The 18,335-nt window shown below is 63.2% G+C and carries 21 protein-coding genes; 9 read left to right on the forward strand and 12 right to left on the reverse strand.

The features are described from left to right. Positions 1-48 precede the first annotated feature (48 nt). Positions 49-834 (forward strand): LytTR family DNA-binding domain-containing protein, encoded by a 786-nt coding sequence (locus G405_RS0106225; RefSeq protein ID WP_022700650.1) that lies wholly within the window; start codon positions 49-51, stop codon positions 832-834. On the opposite strand, the gene G405_RS0106230 is transcribed toward G405_RS0106225, so the two are convergent. Then, positions 831-1,379: a GNAT family N-acetyltransferase gene (locus G405_RS0106230; RefSeq protein ID WP_022700651.1), complete on the reverse strand. Its 549-nt coding sequence runs from the start codon at positions 1,377-1,379 to the stop codon at positions 831-833. The genes G405_RS0106225 and G405_RS0106230 overlap by 4 nt on opposite strands. Before the next feature lie 56 nt (positions 1,380-1,435). Next, on the reverse strand, positions 1,436-2,047 hold the full coding sequence (locus G405_RS15195) for a peroxiredoxin family protein (protein WP_022700652.1): 612 nt from the start codon (positions 2,045-2,047) through the stop codon (positions 1,436-1,438). A gap of 214 nt (positions 2,048-2,261) precedes the next feature. Here G405_RS15195 and G405_RS0106240 point away from each other — a divergent pair, with 214 nt between their 5' ends. Beyond that, on the forward strand, positions 2,262-2,762 hold the full coding sequence (locus tag G405_RS0106240; protein WP_022700653.1) for a TspO/MBR family protein: 501 nt from the start codon (positions 2,262-2,264) through the stop codon (positions 2,760-2,762). On the opposite strand, the gene G405_RS0106245 is transcribed toward G405_RS0106240, so the two are convergent. Then, positions 2,752-2,970, reverse strand: coding sequence for a hypothetical protein (locus tag G405_RS0106245; protein WP_022700654.1), 219 nt, complete (start codon positions 2,968-2,970; stop codon positions 2,752-2,754). The two genes, G405_RS0106240 and G405_RS0106245, sit on opposite strands and share 11 nt — an antisense overlap. A 325-nt stretch (positions 2,971-3,295) precedes the next feature. Between G405_RS0106245 and G405_RS0106250 the strand changes: the two genes are divergently transcribed. Beyond that, positions 3,296-3,508 (forward strand): cold-shock protein, encoded by a 213-nt coding sequence (locus tag G405_RS0106250; protein WP_022700655.1) that lies wholly within the window; start codon positions 3,296-3,298, stop codon positions 3,506-3,508. A gap of 80 nt (positions 3,509-3,588) precedes the next feature. On the opposite strand, the gene G405_RS0106255 is transcribed toward G405_RS0106250, so the two are convergent. Beyond that, on the reverse strand, positions 3,589-4,722 hold the full coding sequence (locus G405_RS0106255; RefSeq protein ID WP_022700656.1) for a serine hydrolase domain-containing protein: 1,134 nt from the start codon (positions 4,720-4,722) through the stop codon (positions 3,589-3,591). Between the two features lie 52 nt (positions 4,723-4,774). Next, on the reverse strand, positions 4,775-6,349 hold the full coding sequence (locus tag G405_RS16435; RefSeq protein WP_022700657.1) for a PfkB family carbohydrate kinase: 1,575 nt from the start codon (positions 6,347-6,349) through the stop codon (positions 4,775-4,777). 24 nt (positions 6,350-6,373) lie between these two features. On the opposite strand from G405_RS16435, the gene G405_RS0106270 reads away from it, so the two are divergent. The 3 genes from G405_RS0106270 (at position 6,374) to G405_RS16440 (ending at position 9,441) form a co-directional block, all read left to right on the forward strand. Beyond that, the gene (locus G405_RS0106270; RefSeq protein ID WP_022700658.1) at positions 6,374-7,261 is read left to right on the forward strand and encodes an HpcH/HpaI aldolase/citrate lyase family protein; all 888 of its coding nucleotides are present in this window, start codon (positions 6,374-6,376) and stop codon (positions 7,259-7,261) included. An 11-nt stretch (positions 7,262-7,272) separates the two neighbouring features. Beyond that, positions 7,273-7,614 (forward strand): arsenate reductase (glutaredoxin), encoded by a 342-nt coding sequence (arsC, locus tag G405_RS0106275; protein ID WP_022700659.1) that lies wholly within the window; start codon positions 7,273-7,275, stop codon positions 7,612-7,614. Positions 7,615-7,692: 78 nt separating this feature from the next. Continuing rightward, positions 7,693-9,441, forward strand: coding sequence for an ATP-binding protein (locus G405_RS16440; protein ID WP_022700660.1), 1,749 nt, complete (start codon positions 7,693-7,695; stop codon positions 9,439-9,441). Here G405_RS16440 and G405_RS0106285 read toward each other — a convergent pair. Next, positions 9,438-9,974 (reverse strand): NUDIX hydrolase, encoded by a 537-nt coding sequence (locus G405_RS0106285; protein ID WP_022700661.1) that lies wholly within the window; start codon positions 9,972-9,974, stop codon positions 9,438-9,440. The two genes, G405_RS16440 and G405_RS0106285, sit on opposite strands and share 4 nt — an antisense overlap. Before the next feature lie 118 nt (positions 9,975-10,092). On the opposite strand from G405_RS0106285, the gene G405_RS0106290 reads away from it, so the two are divergent. Further along, a complete protein-coding gene (locus G405_RS0106290) occupies positions 10,093-10,659 on the forward strand; it encodes a MarR family winged helix-turn-helix transcriptional regulator (protein WP_022700662.1) in 567 nt (188 codons plus the stop codon). A 23-nt stretch (positions 10,660-10,682) separates the two neighbouring features. Here G405_RS0106290 and G405_RS0106295 read toward each other — a convergent pair whose 3' ends face one another. The 5 genes from G405_RS0106295 to ccmA form a co-directional block, all read right to left on the reverse strand. Then, on the reverse strand, positions 10,683-11,240 hold the full coding sequence (locus tag G405_RS0106295) for a DsbE family thiol:disulfide interchange protein (protein ID WP_022700663.1): 558 nt from the start codon (positions 11,238-11,240) through the stop codon (positions 10,683-10,685). Continuing rightward, the gene (ccmD, locus tag G405_RS15210) at positions 11,237-11,449 is read right to left on the reverse strand and encodes a heme exporter protein CcmD (RefSeq protein WP_022700664.1); all 213 of its coding nucleotides are present in this window, start codon (positions 11,447-11,449) and stop codon (positions 11,237-11,239) included. The genes G405_RS0106295 and ccmD overlap by 4 nt, the downstream gene beginning before the upstream one ends. Next, positions 11,446-12,189, reverse strand: coding sequence for a heme ABC transporter permease (locus G405_RS0106305; RefSeq protein ID WP_022700665.1), 744 nt, complete (start codon positions 12,187-12,189; stop codon positions 11,446-11,448). The genes ccmD and G405_RS0106305 overlap by 4 nt, the downstream gene beginning before the upstream one ends. Positions 12,190-12,255: 66 nt before the next feature. Continuing rightward, a complete protein-coding gene (locus G405_RS0106310) occupies positions 12,256-12,912 on the reverse strand; it encodes a heme exporter protein CcmB (RefSeq protein WP_233345997.1) in 657 nt (218 codons plus the stop codon). An 8-nt stretch (positions 12,913-12,920) separates the two neighbouring features. Then, on the reverse strand, positions 12,921-13,550 hold the full coding sequence (gene ccmA, locus G405_RS0106315) for a heme ABC exporter ATP-binding protein CcmA (RefSeq protein ID WP_022700667.1): 630 nt from the start codon (positions 13,548-13,550) through the stop codon (positions 12,921-12,923). Positions 13,551-13,835: 285 nt separating this feature from the next. On the opposite strand from ccmA, the gene acnA reads away from it, so the two are divergent. After that, on the forward strand, positions 13,836-16,514 hold the full coding sequence (gene acnA, locus G405_RS0106320) for an aconitate hydratase AcnA (RefSeq protein ID WP_022700668.1): 2,679 nt from the start codon (positions 13,836-13,838) through the stop codon (positions 16,512-16,514). A gap of 142 nt (positions 16,515-16,656) precedes the next feature. Further along, positions 16,657-17,082, forward strand: coding sequence for a hypothetical protein (locus G405_RS0106325; RefSeq protein ID WP_022700669.1), 426 nt, complete (start codon positions 16,657-16,659; stop codon positions 17,080-17,082). A gap of 34 nt (positions 17,083-17,116) precedes the next feature. Here G405_RS0106325 and G405_RS0106330 read toward each other — a convergent pair whose 3' ends face one another. Continuing rightward, on the reverse strand, positions 17,117-18,286 hold the full coding sequence (locus tag G405_RS0106330; RefSeq protein WP_022700670.1) for a hypothetical protein: 1,170 nt from the start codon (positions 18,284-18,286) through the stop codon (positions 17,117-17,119). Positions 18,287-18,335: the final 49 nt, after the last annotated feature.

Below are 18,335 nucleotides of genomic sequence, written 5' to 3' on the forward strand. Positions count from 1 at the left end.
ACGGCGCCGGAATTGACACCGTGCGACCGGATGCGGATAGAGTTCGGCATGACCGACACGGCTTCGCCCATTCGCATGCTCAACGCCCAAGGCTATCAGATCGTTGTCGATCTGGGCGTCATGGCGCTGGCCGGGCTGTTTCTGGCTTTGGTCGGCCCGTTCGCCACCATCCAGGAAAGTCTTCCCTTGAGGCTGGTCTACTGGATCGGAGTGATGGTCGTCGGCGGCGGATTGCTGGCTGTAGCCGAACGGCTCTTCTCTCATCTGCTGCCGCGAATGGCGCTCTGGCGGCGGGCGCTGGCGACGGCGGCGGTTGTCACCGCGCCTCAAACCGGCGTCGTCATTGCGGCGGAAGCGCTGGTGTTCAACAACGCTGTCTCTCTACTGTTATACGCACGCCTGTTGCCCGCCGTTTTCGTGATCAGCGTCGCGGCGCTCAGCGTCATGCTTCTGACCCGGACGGCCCTGTCGCGTCCCGCCAATGCCGTACCGGAACCGAGCGGCGAAGCGGCGGAGCCTGATCTGCTAGCGCAGCACCTGCCGGCCCAGCTACGCAGCGCTGACATTGTCGCTCTCCAGGCCGAAGACCATTATGTGCGGATCCACACCAACGCCGGGTCCCATCTATTGCTGATGCGGTTTGCGGATGCGATCGCGCTGGCGGAAACCACTCGACCCGGACACCGCCTGCACCGGTCCTGGTGGGCGGCGGCCGACGCCATATCCGCAATCGCGTATTCGCGCGGGTCAGGGCAGGCGGAGCTGAAGGGCGGGATCACCGCCCCGGTCAGCCGCAGCTCCTACCCCGCATTGCGCGAAGCGGGCTGGTTCTAGCGCTTGAAGCGCTCGCGATTGCGCGCCCAGTCAGCTTTGGACTGTCCCCAGACATCCACCGTCACGCCGAGGCCCGGCAGTTCGGCGTCCCAGCCCAGATCGACCGATCCCAGCTTGCGCGCCAGGGCCTGGGAATTGACGTTCTCCGCCGCGATCATGTGAACCACGCTCTCCCAGCCCAGCGCTTCGAACGCGAAATCCATCGTTGCGGCGGCGGCTTCCGGACCATAGCCCTTGCCCCAATGCGCGCGAGTGATCGACCAGCCCACTTCCGGCTGCGGCCAGCCATGAGGCGCCCAGGGGCCGACCCGGCCTATCCAGTCGCCGCTGGCTTTATCCTCGACCGAGAAGAAGCCGTAACCGCGCACGCTCCAATGGCCGAGAATGGTGCAGAGCTGACGCCAGACGAGGGGCGCATCCATCACACCGCCAATATGCCGAGCGGCGACCTCATCGCTCATCAGACCGATAAAACCGTCCAGGTCTCGCTCTTCAGGCAAACGCAGAAGCAGACGTTCGGTTTCCAGCACAGGTCCATCACGCATGGGCGATCCTCCCCTCAGCAGCTGAAGGTCAGTCAAACCGGTTCAACAAACAAGGGCTAGCGCGACTGCACAGCCGCCAGAACGTCTTCGGCGGAAATCCGCGTTGCGTAACCACGCTGATCGCCCAGCCCCGCCTCATGCCAGAACTTGGCGACCACAACGCCCTCGCGATCAATCACGAAGGTGATCGGATACGGCACGCCGTACGCCAGATGATCGGGGTCCGAATAGATCGGATCGCGCACGCCAAACGCATCGATGGTCCGGCTGCCCGCGTCAGAGAGCAAGGTCAGGCTCAAATCACGCCGCTCGGCGATCTGACCCAGAGTGTCGGCGTCGTCATAGGTCAACACGGCGACCGGCCAGCCGGCTTCGGCGAACGCGTCAGCATAGGGTTCAAGCTCCAGCGTCTGCCGCAGGCAGATCGGACACCAGTCCAGCGAGCGGTTGAAATAGAGCACCAGCCCCTCTTCCCCCATCAGGCTGTCGAGCGTGCGGGGAGCGCCGCCCGCCTCTGTCACCGTCAGCTCTGGCGCAGCCTGCCCGACCACGGGACCAAAGCGGCTCGCAGCATCCGCCGCCGTCTCGAGCGCGCCTTGCGCATGGGCGGACGCGCCCAGAGAGGCGAGCGTGAAAACCGCCAGAGTGACGAGGAATGTGCGCAGCATAACGAATATCCTTGAAGCAGCGCCTGACTGCAGGCTGCAAAGCGTGACAATGACCATTTGAGGCGCGCCGGGAAAGCGCTGGCCGCCCGAAAAGCCGCTCGCTCAAGCGATTGTGACCCGGAAACCCGCCTCGCGAGGGGCGCTCTGGTCGGACGCGCAATCCGTGTTAATGTCCGGCGAGGGCCTTAAGAGCCTGGCGTAGAGGAGTCGATCCGTGGCGACGAACATCTTCCGCAAGTCCCGCCCCGCCTTTGGCCGCCTGGCCCTGTATCTTCTCATTTTTGTCGGCGCCGCACTGGCGTTGAACGCCTGGATCTTCAGCGGCCCCGCCATTCAATGGTCGCGTACGCTGGACAACCCCGGCTGGGCGCCCTCCGGCGGTCTCATCGGCGCCGTCTGGGTCGGTCTGTTCACCCTGATGGCGATCGCCGCGTGGAGCATCGACCGCTATGGCGATGACCGTCACAAGGATATCGCCCGGTTCGCAGTCATCGCCCAGTATCTCGTTTGCATGGGCTGGACCTGGGGTTATTTCGGTCTGCAGAACGTCGCCAACGGGTTTTATGTCACCGTGGCAGCGCTTGTTCTGTCCTTGCCCGTCACAGCGCTGGCCTTTCGAGCCTCTCGCATGGCCGGCGTGCTGTTGTTTCCGCTGGTCGGTTGGCTCGGCTTCGCTCTGGCGCTCTCCTGGAGCACCTGGCGGCTTAACGCCTGAACCCGCGCCACACCGTAAATCCGAAAACGCCCAGCACGAGCAATGCGGCCCCGAATTCGAGCAGGCTGACGCCCCAGAGGACCGGCTCAACCAGCGGCGCAAGCCCGGACAGGGCGCGGGCGACCGCACTGGTCATGCGCTCGCCGTGAAATCCTGCTCCCACAGCCACAAAAACCAACAGCGCCGCACCGAAGCCCGACAACCGCATCAATCCCCCCGGATCGGCGCCGCCAGAGCGCGGTTCGCGGGACTTTGCGCTTAAGAATCTTCGAGTTCGTCGACTCACTTGTCAGGTCCCTTGAACTTGCGCGCGTACGTCTGAGCTTTGCTTGTGGAGTATAGAATTTTCAGGCATAGTATTCCTTGCACGAGCGGCTTGAACAAGGCCCGGTGAAGAGTATGGAAGACCCGAGCGCCTAACGCCTCTGCCTTTGCCTTCCCCGACCGCAATCCGCATGCTGTGCGCGGGACGCCTCGCACACATTCCATTGGCGTGGGACGCCGCGCGGACGGACGGGAAAGGACTTCTACCCATGACTACGGGTACCGTTAAATTCTTTAACACCGAAAAAGGTTTCGGCTTCATCACCCCTGATGAAGGCGACAAGGATGTGTTCGTGCACATCACCGCTGTGAAAGACGCCGGCCTGGAAGATCTGCGCGACGGCCAACGCATCGAGTTCGAAACTGAACCGGATCGCCGCGGCAAAGGCCCGAAAGCTGTAAACCTCAAGGCGATCGACTAAACACGCTCATCACGCCTGACATGAAACGCCGCACGACAGCCCTCGTGCGGCGTTTTTGTTTCAGGACGCGGCCGCTGTTCTTACAGACAGCGATACGACGCCTCGATCAGCGCCTTGGCGCGGGCGTCGCCCACCAGCACATCCATCTGCCGGTTCATCACATAAGCGCCCGATACGCCGCGCTCAGGATCCGCGAACCCGCAAGACCCGCCAAAGCCGTAATGGCCCACGGCCTGAGGTTCGGGCCCGAAGGCTTCGGAGTCGCGGTTGATCATCACGCCGGCCGCAAACGCCAGGTCAAAGGGCAGGACCCGGTCAGGACCATGCACGCGTTCTTTCAGCGCCTCCGCGATGACGTCAGCGGACACGAACGCCTCCCCCTCCAGACGCCCTTGCGTCGCGAAGGGCGCCATCAGGCGGGCGATGGCTTTCGCCGTGCCGTGTCCGTTCGCCGCCGGCAGCTCCGCCGAGCGCCAGGTCGCCGTGCCGCGCCGTCCGGGCGAGGACCAGGGCTTGAGGAAGGCTGCAGCCTTTTCAGGCGTCATCGCGCCCAGATGCGGGGGGCGCGGCGGCAGAACATGCTCGGCCGCGCGATCATGCTCGCTCTCCGGCACGCCGATGTGAAAATCAATGCCGCGCGGACCACAGATCTCATCGCGCAAGATTGCGCCGACCGTGCGGTGTTTGACGTCTGCACGGCGCACCACGGCGTCCGCGATCACCCCATAACTGATCGGGTGATACCCGGACCCCTCGCCCAGCGGCCAGATCGGCGCCATGGCGGCGAACCGGCTTTCCATCAGGTCGCGGTCAAACCAGTCAGACGGCTCCATCTCGTCAGGATATCCCGACAGTCCCGCCTGATGTGACAGCGCCTGGGCCAGCGTCACCGAGTCTTTGCCTGCTTGCGCAAATTCGGGCCAGACATCCGCGATGGGCGCGTCATAGTCGAGCCGCCCCTGATCGACCAGCCAGGCGACGACCAGCGCTGTGACCGCCTTGCCGGTCGAGAAGACCGGGGCGATCGTTTCCGCCGTCCACGGACGGCTCGCCTTGCGGTCCGCATGCCCGCCGTGAATGTCGACGAGAACCTCACCGTTCCGGATCAAGGTGAAGGCTGCGCCCAGCTCTTCTCGCTCGGTGAAATTTTGCTCAAATGCCTCGGCCACCGGTTCGAAACCCGATGCGAGATGTCCCTGGATATCAATGCTCATGCTTGTTCAGGTACAGGGCCGCGTGAGCGGTTTCAAGCACCATCGAGCGCGATCAGGCATGAAGCGCCATGAGCAAGCCTTGCCCATCTTCCGGCGGGTCTTCAGGCAGACGCAACGCCTCGCCGCCCGCAATCCGCATCGCGGTCACGACACAGAGCCCGGCGTCAATGAGATCGTCTGGCGCGCACAGCCCGGCCTTGAATGGGTGGGGCTCGAACAGCGCTTCAGGCAGCCCCTGCGCGACCAGCAGCGCCAGACGCTCTTCACGGCCCTCGCGGGTTTTCTTGCGATGCACAGCCGGTTCGCCGGAAAGCTCTGCAAAGGTCAGCTCCGGATGGGTTTCAAACACCACGCCGCGTGACAGGTCCGGGGTCATGACCGCATCAATCTCACGGATTTTCTCAAACAGATGATAGGCCTGCTTGGACAGGCCCGGCCCGCCCGCAGCGCGATTGAGCTGATTGGCGTGTTCATAGTCTGACGCCGACAGGGCGATGCGCAGGGGCGAGGGAAAGATGCTGCTGCGGCGTTTGCCCAGGCGCTGCCGCGCCAGCCGTTCACAGGCGCGCCCCGGCGGGTCTGAAGGCGCCGCTTCAAACCCGATGGGCATATCCACGGCAATCACTTGCGCGCCCCAGTCATAAGCGTCCTGGAATTGCTCGAAGACAGCCCGACGCGGCGCCTCGATCCCGTTCAGATCGACCATCACGGCCGCCCAGCCCGCCTTGCAGCCGTCCAGCCCCATCACCCAGGCGGGGCGGTTTGCGCCAACCCGTCGCAATAACGGCGCACGCACAGGCGTCTGCAAAGTCTGAGTGGTCAGCAACAAGTCTGCTGGATCGCCAGCCATCCGCGTTTCGTCCAGAACGTGAGAGATGCGCGCCATCGCCCGTGCCGCAGCGTCTCGCCAACGCGCGCCGGCGAGTCGTTCCGCCAAGGCGCTGGCGGCGAACACATCTCCTGTTCCAAACGGCGCAGGCTCGATCCGGGGCATTTGCGCGCTGAACGCATCGTCTGGTGTGACGCTGATCACCGACACCTCGTTCAATCCCGCAGGCGCCGAGGTGCACAGAACCACGGGCGCAAGCGTCCGCGCCGCCGCGACGACGTCTTCAGGCGTCGTGAGTTCGCGGCCGCTGAGCCAGGCGAGCTCGAACCGGTTCGGCGTGATGACGCTTGCGAACGGCATCAGGTCATCGCGGATGGCGCGGGCGGTTTCCGCGCTCACATAAAGCCCCCCATCGCCGCCATCCGCCGCTCCATCGCCGATGATCGGATCCACCATCACCAGAAGTTCAGGGCGCTGGACGCGCGCTTCGGCGATCAGGCCTGCTGCGAGCCGCACCTGGTCAGGGTTCTTGAAATAACCGGTGAAGACAGCGTCCGCCTGATCAAGCGCGCCATTGGCCTTCATGCCCTCAAGCGCAGACGCCATCAGATCCATCGGCGCGGGTCCGCCGCCGGGCGCGCCCAGACCCGGATGCCGCCCCATAACCACCGTCGGCAAGAAATAGGGGCGGATCGAGGCCGCGCTCAGCACCTGGTGGGTGACTAAACCGCCGACCTGGCTGGAGGCCACCAAGGAACTGATCACCAGAACCGACGTCTGAGGTGTGGTGTTGGACATGCGCCTTATGTAAGCCTTTCCACCATGACTGACGATTCCTCACTCTTACAGGCAAACGCACGCCTTTTGCGCTCGGTTCTGTTCGTGCCCGGCGATAAGCCGCGCGCGCTGGACAAGGCGCAAGGCCTGGGCGCGGACGCCTTGATCATCGATCTTGAAGACGCGGTCGCGACCGAACGCAAAGCCGAAGCCCGGCGTAATGCGCTGGACGCCGTCACGCGCTTCAGAAGCCATCATCTGTTCACGGTGTTAAGGATCGCCGAACCCGGATCGCCTGATCTGTCGGCGGACATGATGATCGCAGCCCAGAGCCGTCCGGACGCGGTCCTGATCGCCAAGCTCGAAGACGCCGAACAGCTGAGCGCGGTGCGCAAGCGCCTTGATGAGGCGGGCTATGACGGGCCGGTCTGGGCGATGATCGAAACGCCGCGCGGCGTCTTCAATGTCGAGGCGATCGCCCGCGCCGCACCCCTGAACCGGCTTGAAGCCTTAGTCGCCGGCGCCAATGACCTGGCGGAAGGGCTGTGTCTGCCCGAAGGCGAATTGCGCCGCCGGGCGCTCGAGCCGCATCTGGCGCGCATGGTGCTGGCGGCGCGCGCCATGGGGCTGGCGGTTCTGGACGCCGTCTACAACGCCTATACTGACGAGGCTGGTCTTGAGAGCGAAGCATGGCAGGGTCGCCAGCTCGGATTTGACGGCAAGACCTTGATTCATCCCAGCCAGATCTACCCTGTTCATAAGGCTTTCGCCCCAAGCGCGTCTGAACTGGACTGGGCTCGGAGCGTGGTGGATGCGTTTGATGATCCCGCCCATGCGGGCAAGGGCGCGGTGCCGGTACAGGGGCGAATGGTCGAACACATGCATTTGCGCACCGCCAAAGCCCTGCTGGCCGCTGTGCAGACGACTGAATAAGGAGAGACGTCATGGAATACTGGCATAATCCGCGCTGCTCGAAATCGCGCGAAGCCCTCGCCCTGCTGGAACAGCATGGCTATCGCCCGACGATCCGAGACTATCTCAAGGATGCGCCCAGTGCTGACGAAATCAGGTCCGTCGTCTCAAAGCTGCGCCTGTCCAGCGCCCGCGACCTGATGCGCACCAAGGAAGCGATTTACAAAGAGCTCGGTCTGAAAGACGTCAGCGATGAAGATCAGCTGATCAAGGCCATGGCTGACAATCCCAAGCTGATAGAGCGCCCGGTGCTGATCCATGACGAACGAGCCGCGCTGGGGCGTCCGGTTGAACGGATTCTGGACGCGGTCTGAACCCTGACCGTCGAGACGTCTCACCATATGGAAACGCTTTAACACCCAGATTGACCTCTTCACGCTTTCGGAGCTTGCATGTTGCAGTCTGCCGCCACTTTGGACGCTTATCGGACCGTCGCGTTAAGTCGCGCCAAAGAGTTGCCCACCCGGATCGGCTTGTCACTGCTCGGCTCGGCGGTTCTGTATCTGGGCGGCATGCCTGTCTTCGCGCTGGTCTACGCGCTGCTGGCGCTGAGTACTCAACTCCTTGATCGCTGGGTGTTCTCGCGTTTCGCTTCAGCCACGCGAACCCGCCCGATCTCGAATGGCGAGAAACTGGCCGCAAACCTCTCCATGCTTCAGGCCACGGCGATCTATTCGCTGGTCAGCGTCGGGTTGTGGAATTCCTGGGGCGCGACAGGCGAAGCGGTCGCGCTCCTCTTCCTGTGCGGCGCGCTTTTTCACATCGCCGTTCATTCCAATCAGGACATGGCGCTCACCTTGTCGGGCGGGCTTCCCCATGCCGCTTATCTGATCAGTCTGCCATTGATGGCGATGTTCGGCCCTGACGGCCCACATATGGAGTACGGCCTGGTCCTGATCGCGGGGCTCTTGTTCTTGATGCATTTCATCGTAGCGGCGCGACGGTTCGGCGACGCCAGCCTCCGCATTCGCGATGCACAACACAAGGCTGAGCTCGCCAATGCCGCAAAGACGCGATTTTTGTCCAATATGAGCCACGAAATCCGCACGCCCCTGAACGGCGTGATGGGGATGGCCCAGCTCCTGGAACACACAGACCTGACGTCAATACAGCGCGATTACCTGCGCACCTTGAATTCATCCGGATACGCCTTGCGTGGGCTCATAGATGATGTTCTGGACATTTCTCGGATCGAAGCGGGCGAACTGGTGCTTGAATCCGTTCCCTATACGCCTGCAGACCTTCTGCGAGCTGCGGCTGACACCATCAGCAGTCAGACGACACAAAAGGGCCTGGCTCTGGAACTCGACATTGCTCCTGTCCTCGAAACTCTGGCCATGGGTGATGCAACCCGCACATTGCAGATTGTGACAAACTTCGCAGGAAACGCCGTCAAATTCACCGAGGCCGGCGCCATCGCCATCAGCGGCCGCATGATCGAGCCGGGATGGATGGAGTTGAGCGTCTCCGACACCGGGCCGGGCATCGCGCCTGACGCGCTCTCGGTTATTTTCGATCGCTTCCACCAGCTTGATGACAGCCCCGGCCGCCGCCATGAGGGAACCGGGCTCGGTCTGACCATCGCGCAGGAAATCGCCAATCTGGCGGGCGGTGAAATCGGCGTCGAGAGCGAACTGGGCGCTGGAAGCCGATTCTGGGTGCGCTTGCCTCATACCGCCGCCAAGCCAGGCGCCGTCCCAGCTCACATGCAGCCGTCTATGCCTGCGCGTGCAGAAGCTCCGGCGCCAGCGCGCACCCGCACGGCTCTGGTTGTTGAGAACAACACCATCAACCGCAAACTTCTAGCTGACTTTCTGGAAAGCGCCGGCTGGTCCGTCTTTCAGGCTGTCAGCGCGGAGCATGCGCTGGAAGTCCTCGATCTCACCGAACAGGATCCCGATGTGGTATTGCTCGATTTGCACATGCCCGGACTATCCGGAGAAGAGCTGCTTTCCATGTTGCGCAATGCATATCCGGAGTCGCCGGTCATCATCGTCACAGCTGACGCAACAAGCGGCACATCCCAGCGTTTGCGCGAGAAAGGCGCCTCTGGCTATTTCGCCAAGCCCATCAATCTCAATGAGCTCGGCGAAACGCTTGACCAAATTACTTTGTGCAGCGCCAACACCGGGCAAACCTAATAGGGTTTTACTTCTGGCGTCTGTGTGCGCATGGAGGGCGGCAGCGTACGTCCATGCCCGGCCTGATAATCATCCAGCGCCCATTTGACGCTTGGAAAGGCCAGGTCGCTGAGCGGCAGGTTGCTCCACTCAAACAAGGCCACCTCTTCGCTTTCAGGTCCGGCGGCGATATCCGGCGCCGCAAAACGGGCCCGGAAGAAGATCTGGACCTGCGAGATGCGCGGCACTGAATAAACACCCAGGAGGCCTTCAAGCTCAAGTCTGGCGCAGGCCTCTTCGCGCGCTTCGCGCAAGGCCGCCTGCTCTACGCTTTCACCTTCCTCCATGTATCCCGCAGGCAAGGTCCAATAACCGGAGCGTGGCTCGATGGCCCGCCGGCACATCAGCACACGCCCGTCAGAATGGGTCGCGACAACGCCAGCAACAATCTTGGGGTTCACGTAATCGATGAAGCCGCAAGTCCTGCAAATCCGGCGTTCGCGATCCTCACCCTCAGGTGTGGCATGAAGGAAATCAGGCTCTTGCGCGTCCATGTCAAAACCCTTGCAGCATTAGATTTTATTGAGGTCATTCCGTATCAAGAAGGACTTGTTATTGAAACGTCGCTAAACCGGGGTATGGTTGCTTTGTTCCGTCGCCGGAGGGTGAAATATGGCTGACGCACTGGATTTCGACCTCAATGTCTCGCCCGGTCATTTGATGCACCGCGCGCAGCAGTTTGCTGCGGAGCAGTTTTCAGAAGCGACCGGCGGCGTCCAGATCACACAGCGACAGTTCGCCGTACTCTGCGCGGTGCATGACGCTGAAGGCTTGACCCAGACCCAACTTGTCGCCGCGACCGGCATAGACCGCTCCACACTGGCGGAGCTGGTCTCTCGCATGGCCTCCAAGGGATTGCTGGTGCGCGACAAGGCTCCGGGCGACGCGCGCGCCAATTCTGTCCGTTTCACGGATGAAGGCAGAAAGCTGCACGCCACCGTGATCGCCGGGGCCAAGGCCGCCGACGACGCTATTTTGATGGCCTTGCCCAAAAACAAGCGCGCCAGCTTCGTCGAAGCGCTCAATCGCATCGCTCGCGCCTCCGAGCTGGGCGCTGAAGCTGCTCGCGAAGAAGCCAAGAAAGCCAAACTTGCCGAGAAGGCCGCCAAGGCCAAATCCAAAAGCGGCGACAAGAAGAAAAAGAAGAAGAAGAAAAAAGCCGCCGCGGCCGCTGAATAGCCCGGCGGCAGATTTCCGGCGTATTACTGAGCGTCCGTCCAGCTTATCGGCTGTCCGCCCGCTTCAGCCCAAGGCTCGGCGAAACGCTGTATCCAGACAATATCCGTCACCGCCCCCCGCCATCGCGCGCGAATGACGCCCTCGCCATCCACGATGAAGGTTTCAGGCGGGCCGGTGACCCCAAGCTCAAACCCGGCGCGGCCTTCCGGATCCGCCGCCAACCCTGCGAACGGATCGCCCAGCTGGTTCAGAAACCGGGCGGCGTCTGACTCTTCGTCTTTATACAGCACGCCGTAAATCGGCACGCCTTGCGCCGCCAACGCTTCAAAGTATGGATGCTCCACCCGGCAGGGCGGGCACCAGGACGCCCAGACATTCAGCAGATACGGGCCTTCAATAGAATTGGGCTCATATCCGGTCTCCGCGAAGCTCACAGGCTCTAGCGGCAGGTTCAGGTCACTGACGCGCTGACCCAGGATCGGATCGCCGCCGCCCTCGCTGGGACGAAGCAGCGCAATCGCGAAAATGGCCAGAAGCAGACCCACCCCGATCACCGGGAACCAGGTCATCAGGTTTTTCATGCCGCATCCTCATCCGTTTGCGCCGCAACCGACGCCTCGGCCGACGTCGCTTCGAGCGCTTCAAGACGTTTGAGACGCGCGGCGGCCGCGTGGCGACGCGCGACCGACAGCCAGACCAACCCGGCGCTGCCCAGCAAACTCAACCCATACGACACCCAGACATAGACGGCGTATCCGTCCATGGCGAAAAACTCAGTGAGCGCGCTCATAGCTCCGCCTCCAGTTCCAGACGCCGCTCACGGCGGCGCTCCAGCGCGTCAGCGCGACGCTCCATCAGCATGGCGCGCATCTGGGTGAGGATGAGGGCGAGGTACAGGACGGTGAAGGCCAGCGCCATGATCGCCAGTGGCCAGAGCTGGGACGGATCAATCGTCGGCCCGTCAAAACGAAAAACGCTCGCGGGCTGATGCAAGGTGTTCCACCAGTCCACCGAGAACTTGATGATGGGCAGGTTGATCAGGCCCGCCATGGCGAGGATCGCGCCCGCGCGGGCCGAGAGCTTTTCGTCTTCAATCGCGGCGCGCAGCGCCATATAGCCCAGATAGAGCAAGAACAGCACCAGCATCGAGGTGAGTCTCGCGTCCCAGACCCACCAGGCGCCCCACATCGGTCGACCCCAGAGCGCACCGGTGGCCAGACACACAAAGGCGAAGACCGCGCCCGCCGGCGCAATCGCGCGAGCGGCGAGATCAGCCAGGTTATGCCGCCAGATGAAGTAGACGAAGCTGGCGCCACCCAGGCCTGCATAGGCGAACATGGCGAGCCAGGCGGCGGGCACATGCACATACATGATCCGCACGGTGTCGGACTGCTGATAATCCTCAGGCGAGAAATACAGCGCCCAGGGCAGGCCGATGGCGAACAGCACCGCCGTCATCCCCCAGCACCAGGGCAGGACAGCGCGCGCGAGACGGTCAAACCGCTCAGGATTGGCGAAATAGCTCCACATGATCCGATCACCTAGCCGGGCCGGCCCGGTCGGGCAAGCCGATGCGGCGCTGAGCCGCAAGCAATATCATTCCAGACGGGCTTTCAACGCCGCCGCAGCGCCAAGCGGCGCCAGCGCCAGAGCGGCGAGCGAACCCGCCAGCGCCATCATCAGATTGGGGCCCGCAAGCCCCGTCCCGTCCATCGCCGCCCGCCCAGCGCCCGACGCAAACACCAGAAGCGGCACCTGCAAGGGCGCGGCGATCAGTGCGATCAACAGCCCCGCGCGCTTCAATCCCGCCGCCAGCGCGCCCGCAAAGGCGGCGATGAACGCCAGTCCCGGCGCCGCGATCGCCAGGCCCAACGCCAGCACGAAGGCTGAAGAAACGTCGAGTCCGTAGGCGAGCCCCCCGATGAACGCCAGAAACGGCATGGTCCAGAACACCGCGATGATGAAAGCGAGCGTCTTCATGAACACCGCCAGGGCCAGTCCGACCGGCGACAAGGCATAAAGCTCGAGCGTGCCGTCTGAAGCGTCTTCGCTGAATATCCGCTCGGCGGGCTGCAAGGTGGCCAGCAAGGCTGCAAAGGCGATGACGCCCGGCCCGGCCGCCCGCAGGGTCTCTGCATCCGGACCGATGGCCAGAGGCGCCAACGCCAGAGCGGCGAGATTAAACGCCGCCGGTCCTGCCGGCCCGCCGCCGCCGGCGAACGCCAGACGCAGCTCGCGGCTGAAGATCGCCATCATCGCGCTCATCCCACACCCGCCCCGGTTTTTGTGGGGGCGGCGCGCAAATCCTCGACCCGTGCGCCCTCCCAGCCCAGATCCACATGGGTGGCGGCGATGACGATCCCGCCCGCGGCGCAATGGGACTTCACAAGAGCCGCGAGCCGTTCGCGCGACCGCGCATCCAGCGGCGCGGCAGGTTCATCCAGAAGCCAGACCGAGCGATTTGACAGCGCGATCCGCGCCAGCGCCGTGCGTCGTTTCTGCCCCGCCGACAATGTCCCGCAGGTCCGCCGCGCCAGATGCGCCAGCGCCATTCGCACCATGACGGCGTCTAGCTGGCTGGCGTCGCCGCCATAAAGCCCCGCCCAGAACTGTAGCGATTGCTCGACGGTTTCAGAGGGCTTGAGCGCGTCCGCATGGCCGAGAAAGGCGACCGTTTGCGGGTCCAGCCTGATCTCGCCGCTCAAGGGCCGCACCAGCCCGCCCAGGGCGCGCAAAAGCGTCGTCTTGCCCGACCCGTTCGGCCCCAGAAGCACCAGCGCCTCGCCCGGCTCGACCGTCAGCGAAAACCCGGTCAGCACGGCTTTCCCCCCGCGCTCAAGGCGCAGATCAGAGACGATGATCGGTTCAGGATGGAAAGCGGCGGGGGTCATCACCTGATGACTTAGCCTCACTTGGACCACGGGTCCAAGGCTGAGATGTCGCAGGTCTTCACAGACCTCCTATCGCACTCATTCCTAGCCTGTCACGAATTGCGAATGCGTTGCGATAAAGCAGATAGACGCATCTCCGACATTCGCCCGCATTGCAGCGCAGCGCAGACAGTATTAAAACCCGCGCGAAACCCTTTCCGTCATGTGATCGCGCATGACACTCCGCCAGGACCGCCCGCACCCTCTCTCAGCCGCGGCGGCCAGGCCCGACAACGAGGACCAAACATGGCTTCATTGGACAGCTTCAAGTGCCGTCGCGAAATGACGGTCGCAGGCAAGACCTACACCTATTTCGATCTGAAAGAGGCCGAGAAGAACGGCCTCGACGGCGCCTCCAAGCTGCCCTACACGCTGAAGGTCCTCTTGGAAAACCTGCTGCGTTTTGAAGACGGTCGCACCGTCACCAAAGCCGACATCGAAGCCGTCGCGGCCTGGACCAAGACCGGCAAGTCCAGCCATGAAATCGCCTATCGCCCGGCCCGCGTGCTGATGCAGGACTTCACCGGCGTTCCGGCTGTTGTGGACCTCGCCGCCATGCGCGACGCCACCACCTCTCTGGGCGGCGATCCGAAATCGGTGAACCCGCTGGTTCCGGTGGATCTGGTGATCGACCACTCTGTGATGGTGGATTATTTCGGCCATGACGACAGCTTTGAGAAAAACGTCTCGCGCGAATACGAGCGCAATGGCGAGCGCTATGAATTCCTGAAATGGGGCTCCAGCGCGTTTGACAATTTCCGCGTCGTCCCGCCGGGCACCGGCATCTGCCACCAGGTGAACCTGGAAAACCTGGCCCAGACCGTCTGGACCAAGGATGAAGACGGCGTCACCTACGCCTATCCCGACACGCTGGTCGGCACCGACAGCCACACCACCATGGTCAACGGCCTGGCCGTTCTGGGCTGGGGCGTCGGCGGCATCGAGGCCGAAGCCGCCATGCTCGGCCAGCCGATCTCCATGCTGATCCCCGAAGTCGTCGGCTTCAAGCTGACCGGCAAACTGCCGGAAGGCGCGACCGCCACCGACCTGGTGCTGACCGTTGTGGAAATGCTCCGCAAAAAAGGCGTGGTCGGCAAGTTCGTGGAATTCTTCGGCGCCGGCATCGACACCCTGTCGCTGGAAGACGCTGCGACCATCGCCAACATGGCGCCCGAATACGGCGCGACCTGCGGCTTCTTCCCGGTCGACAACGAGGCGCTGGACTATCTGCGCGCCACCGGCCGCGACGAAGACCGCGTCCAGCTGGTCGAGCAATACTCCAAGGCGCAGGGCATGTTCCGCCCCGAGCGCAAGGACGAGCCGGTCTACACCGACACGCTGGAGCTGGACCTGTCCAGCGTCGTGCCGTCGCTGGCCGGCCCCAAGCGTCCGCAGGACCGCGTGGCGCTCGACGTCGCGGCTGACGCCTTCGCCAATGTCCTCAAGGACGAGTTCAAGAAGGCTGATGAAGCCGCCAAGCGCGTCAATGTCGAAGGCGAAGACTTCTCCATCGGTCATGGCGATGTGGTGATCGCCGCAATCACCTCGTGCACCAACACGTCCAACCCGTCCGTGATGCTGGGCGCCGGTCTTGTGGCGCGCAACGCTCTCAAGAAGGGCCTGAAGGTCAAGCCGTGGGTGAAAACCTCGCTGGCGCCGGGCTCCCAGGTCGTCACCGACTATCTGGAGAAAGCCAACCTCCAGGACGATCTGGACGCGCTGGGCTTTAACCTGGTGGGCTATGGCTGCACCACCTGCATCGGCAATTCCGGCCCGCTGCCGGCGCCGATCTCCAAAGCCATCAAGGACGGCGATCTGGTGGCCACGTCGGTATTGTCAGGCAACCGCAACTTTGAAGGCCGCGTCAGCCCGGATGTCCGCGCCAACTATCTGGCCAGCCCGCCGCTGGTGGTCGCCTACGCCATCGCCGGCACCATGAACATCAATGTGGCGACCGATCCGCTGGGCGAAGACGCCGACGGCAATCCGGTCTACCTCAAGGACATCTGGCCGACCTCCGCCGAGATCGCCGACGTGGTGCGCTCTGCCGTGACCCCGGACATGTTCGCCAAGCGCTATGCCGACGTCTTCAAGGGCGACGCCATGTGGCAGGGCATCGAGACGTCTGGCGGCCTGACCTATGACTGGCCGGAATCCACTTATGTGGCCAACCCGCCCTTCTTCACCGGCATGACCACCGAAGTGACCCCGCCGAAAGACATCGACGGCGCCCGCATTCTGGGCCTGTTCGGCGACTCGATCACCACCGACCACATTTCCCCGGCCGGCTCGATCAAGGCCGATAGCCCGGCGGGTCTCTACCTGCAGGAAAAAGGCGTCGAACCGCGCGAATTCAACTCCTATGGCGCGCGCCGCGGCAATCACGATGTGATGATGCGCGGCACCTTCGCCAATATCCGCATCAAGAACCAGATGGTTCCGGGCGTGGAAGGCGGCGTCACCAAGCTGCAGCCGTCCGGCGAAGAAATGCCGATCTATGACGCAGCCATGAAGTACGCCGAGGCGGACACCCCGCTGGTGGTCTTCGGCGGCAAGGAATACGGCACCGGTTCGTCGCGCGACTGGGCGGCCAAAGGCACCCGCCTTCTGGGCGTCAAGGCCGTGATCTGCGAGAGCTTCGAGCGCATCCACCGCTCCAACCTCGTCGGCATGGGCGTGGTTCCGCTGCAGTTCCAGAACGGCGAAAGCTGGTCGTCCCTCGGCTTGACCGGCAAGGAGACCATCTCGCTGAAGGGCATTGAAGGCATCAAACCGCGCAGCCAGGTGACCCTCGAGATCACGTTTGCTGACGGGTCGAAGAAAACCACCGAGCTGCTGGCCCGGATCGATACCGAGAACGAGCTCGATTACGTCAATAATGGCGGCATCCTGCACTACGTCCTGCGCCAGCGCGCCATGGCGTAAGCGATCTTACATCGCGAGCACGACAAACCCCGGCGGAGCGATCCGCCGGGGTTTTTTGTTGCCGCCGCATACAAACCTGCTCGCTTCAGGTTATATAATTATACGCGTTCAATTGAGCCGCTCCCTAGCAGACGAGACGACCATGCCTTTTTCGACGTGCATAGATCACTCCCAGCGCCTGGTCGTGTTTCACAACACTGGGCGACTGGTTCGCGGGGATATGGACAAGGTGGTGGGACTATTCCGAAATCCCAAATTCCCTGTCAGCTATGACTTGCTGACCCTGTTTGAGCCTGATGTGACCATGGATATCGATCATACCGCGCTGGTGGATCATGCCATTGAGCGTCAGCGCACCTTGCAGGAACGCTCGCCCGAACACGCGATCAAGTCCGCCTTCGCCGGTGTCCCGGACGGCCTCAAACCGATGCTTGAGCTTTGGCCGCTCTTCTTTCCAGCGTCACAGGACAGTCTCTCCATCCGCTTTTTTCACACGGTGGAAGAGGCGCTGGCCTGGTTGGGACGCGGCCCGCTGGATGAGTCTGCGCTGACGGAATTTCAGCCCTAGCAATGCCCGCGCGATCGCCCAAAAGACTGGCGGATCAAGTCGGCGTCAGGGTCAGCACCAGCGCGTTTTCAGCTTCAACTGACAAAGACGCGGTCACGCTGGCGGGGAAGGCCTTGAGCTGGGCGATGGCGTTAAGCTGGTCAGGCAGGCTATTGCCCGAAACGGTCACCACGAGCGGCAGCTTGACGGTCTGGGTCGGCGGGTCCGCCCGCGCGCCCGGCCCCTTGATGATGAACGCGCCGCCGGTGACAGCGCCGCCCTCATCCACGACCAGGGTCGGTCCCTCGCTCTGACAATCGGTCAGCGTCATGGAAATCAGGCCGTCCGTCTGGTCAAATTGCGTGCATTTCAGCGCGCCATGCCCGCCCAGCTCGACGACCCCGCCCTCATTGGAGAGCGTGTCCACGCGCACCGCCTGACCGCCGCCGCCTGGCGTCACGCCGCAGCCTTGATAGACCCCGCCCGGTTTCAAGGTCACCTTCGAGGCGTTCACCGCGACCATGCGTGCGACTTTTGAAGGATTGTCCGGCGCCAGCAGAACCGGCGTCGCCGACAATATGGTGGAGCTGGCGTCCACGGCTTCGATCACACAATCGTCGCTGAGGCTGAGTCCGTCCACGGTCAGGGTGGAGTTCGGGTTCAGGCCCACGATCGTGCCTTGATCGGCGACGATGGTCTGAGTGATGGCGCACGGCTGCTGACCCGTCTGGGTGATGACCAGTCCGCCGTTCGAGATTGTCAGCGGGTTCGTCGCGTTCAGCACGCCGCCGACCCCGACCGCACCCTTGGAGACGGCCTCCAATTGCCCGGTGACGGTGAAGCTTTCTCCGCTGGGCACGTTCAGAGCGCCGCCCTGGACCAGCAGGGCGTCATGGATCTGTCCGCCCTCAAGGCCGGTCAGCTGCCCTTGAAAAACCTGGGTGAAGCCAGTCCCTTCGATGGTCAGGCTGAGGGTGAGAATGACGCCCTCCCCCACCACTTCGACAGCGCTATAGCCCTTGGCGTCAATGCTGGCGCCCGTGCTGGAATAGAGCTTGGCCGACCGCGTGAATGACGGCGCGGACGCCGTCAGCGCAAAGGACTCCACCACATCGATGGCCGATCCCTCGCCCCGGTTCACGGTCTTGATCGCGGAGACATACTCGGACGCGTCCGTCACCTCGATGACAGACGCCTTCAGGGGATGGGTTTTGGGGTGATGCATGGCCGCCTCCAGATCCGGAATGAACCGGAAGCGTAAGGGGCGTTGCGCC

Origin of the sequence: Oceanicaulis alexandrii DSM 11625, assembly GCF_000420265.1 — a bacterium.
In the GTDB taxonomy this organism is placed as follows: Bacteria; Pseudomonadota; Alphaproteobacteria; order Caulobacterales; family Maricaulaceae; genus Oceanicaulis; species Oceanicaulis alexandrii.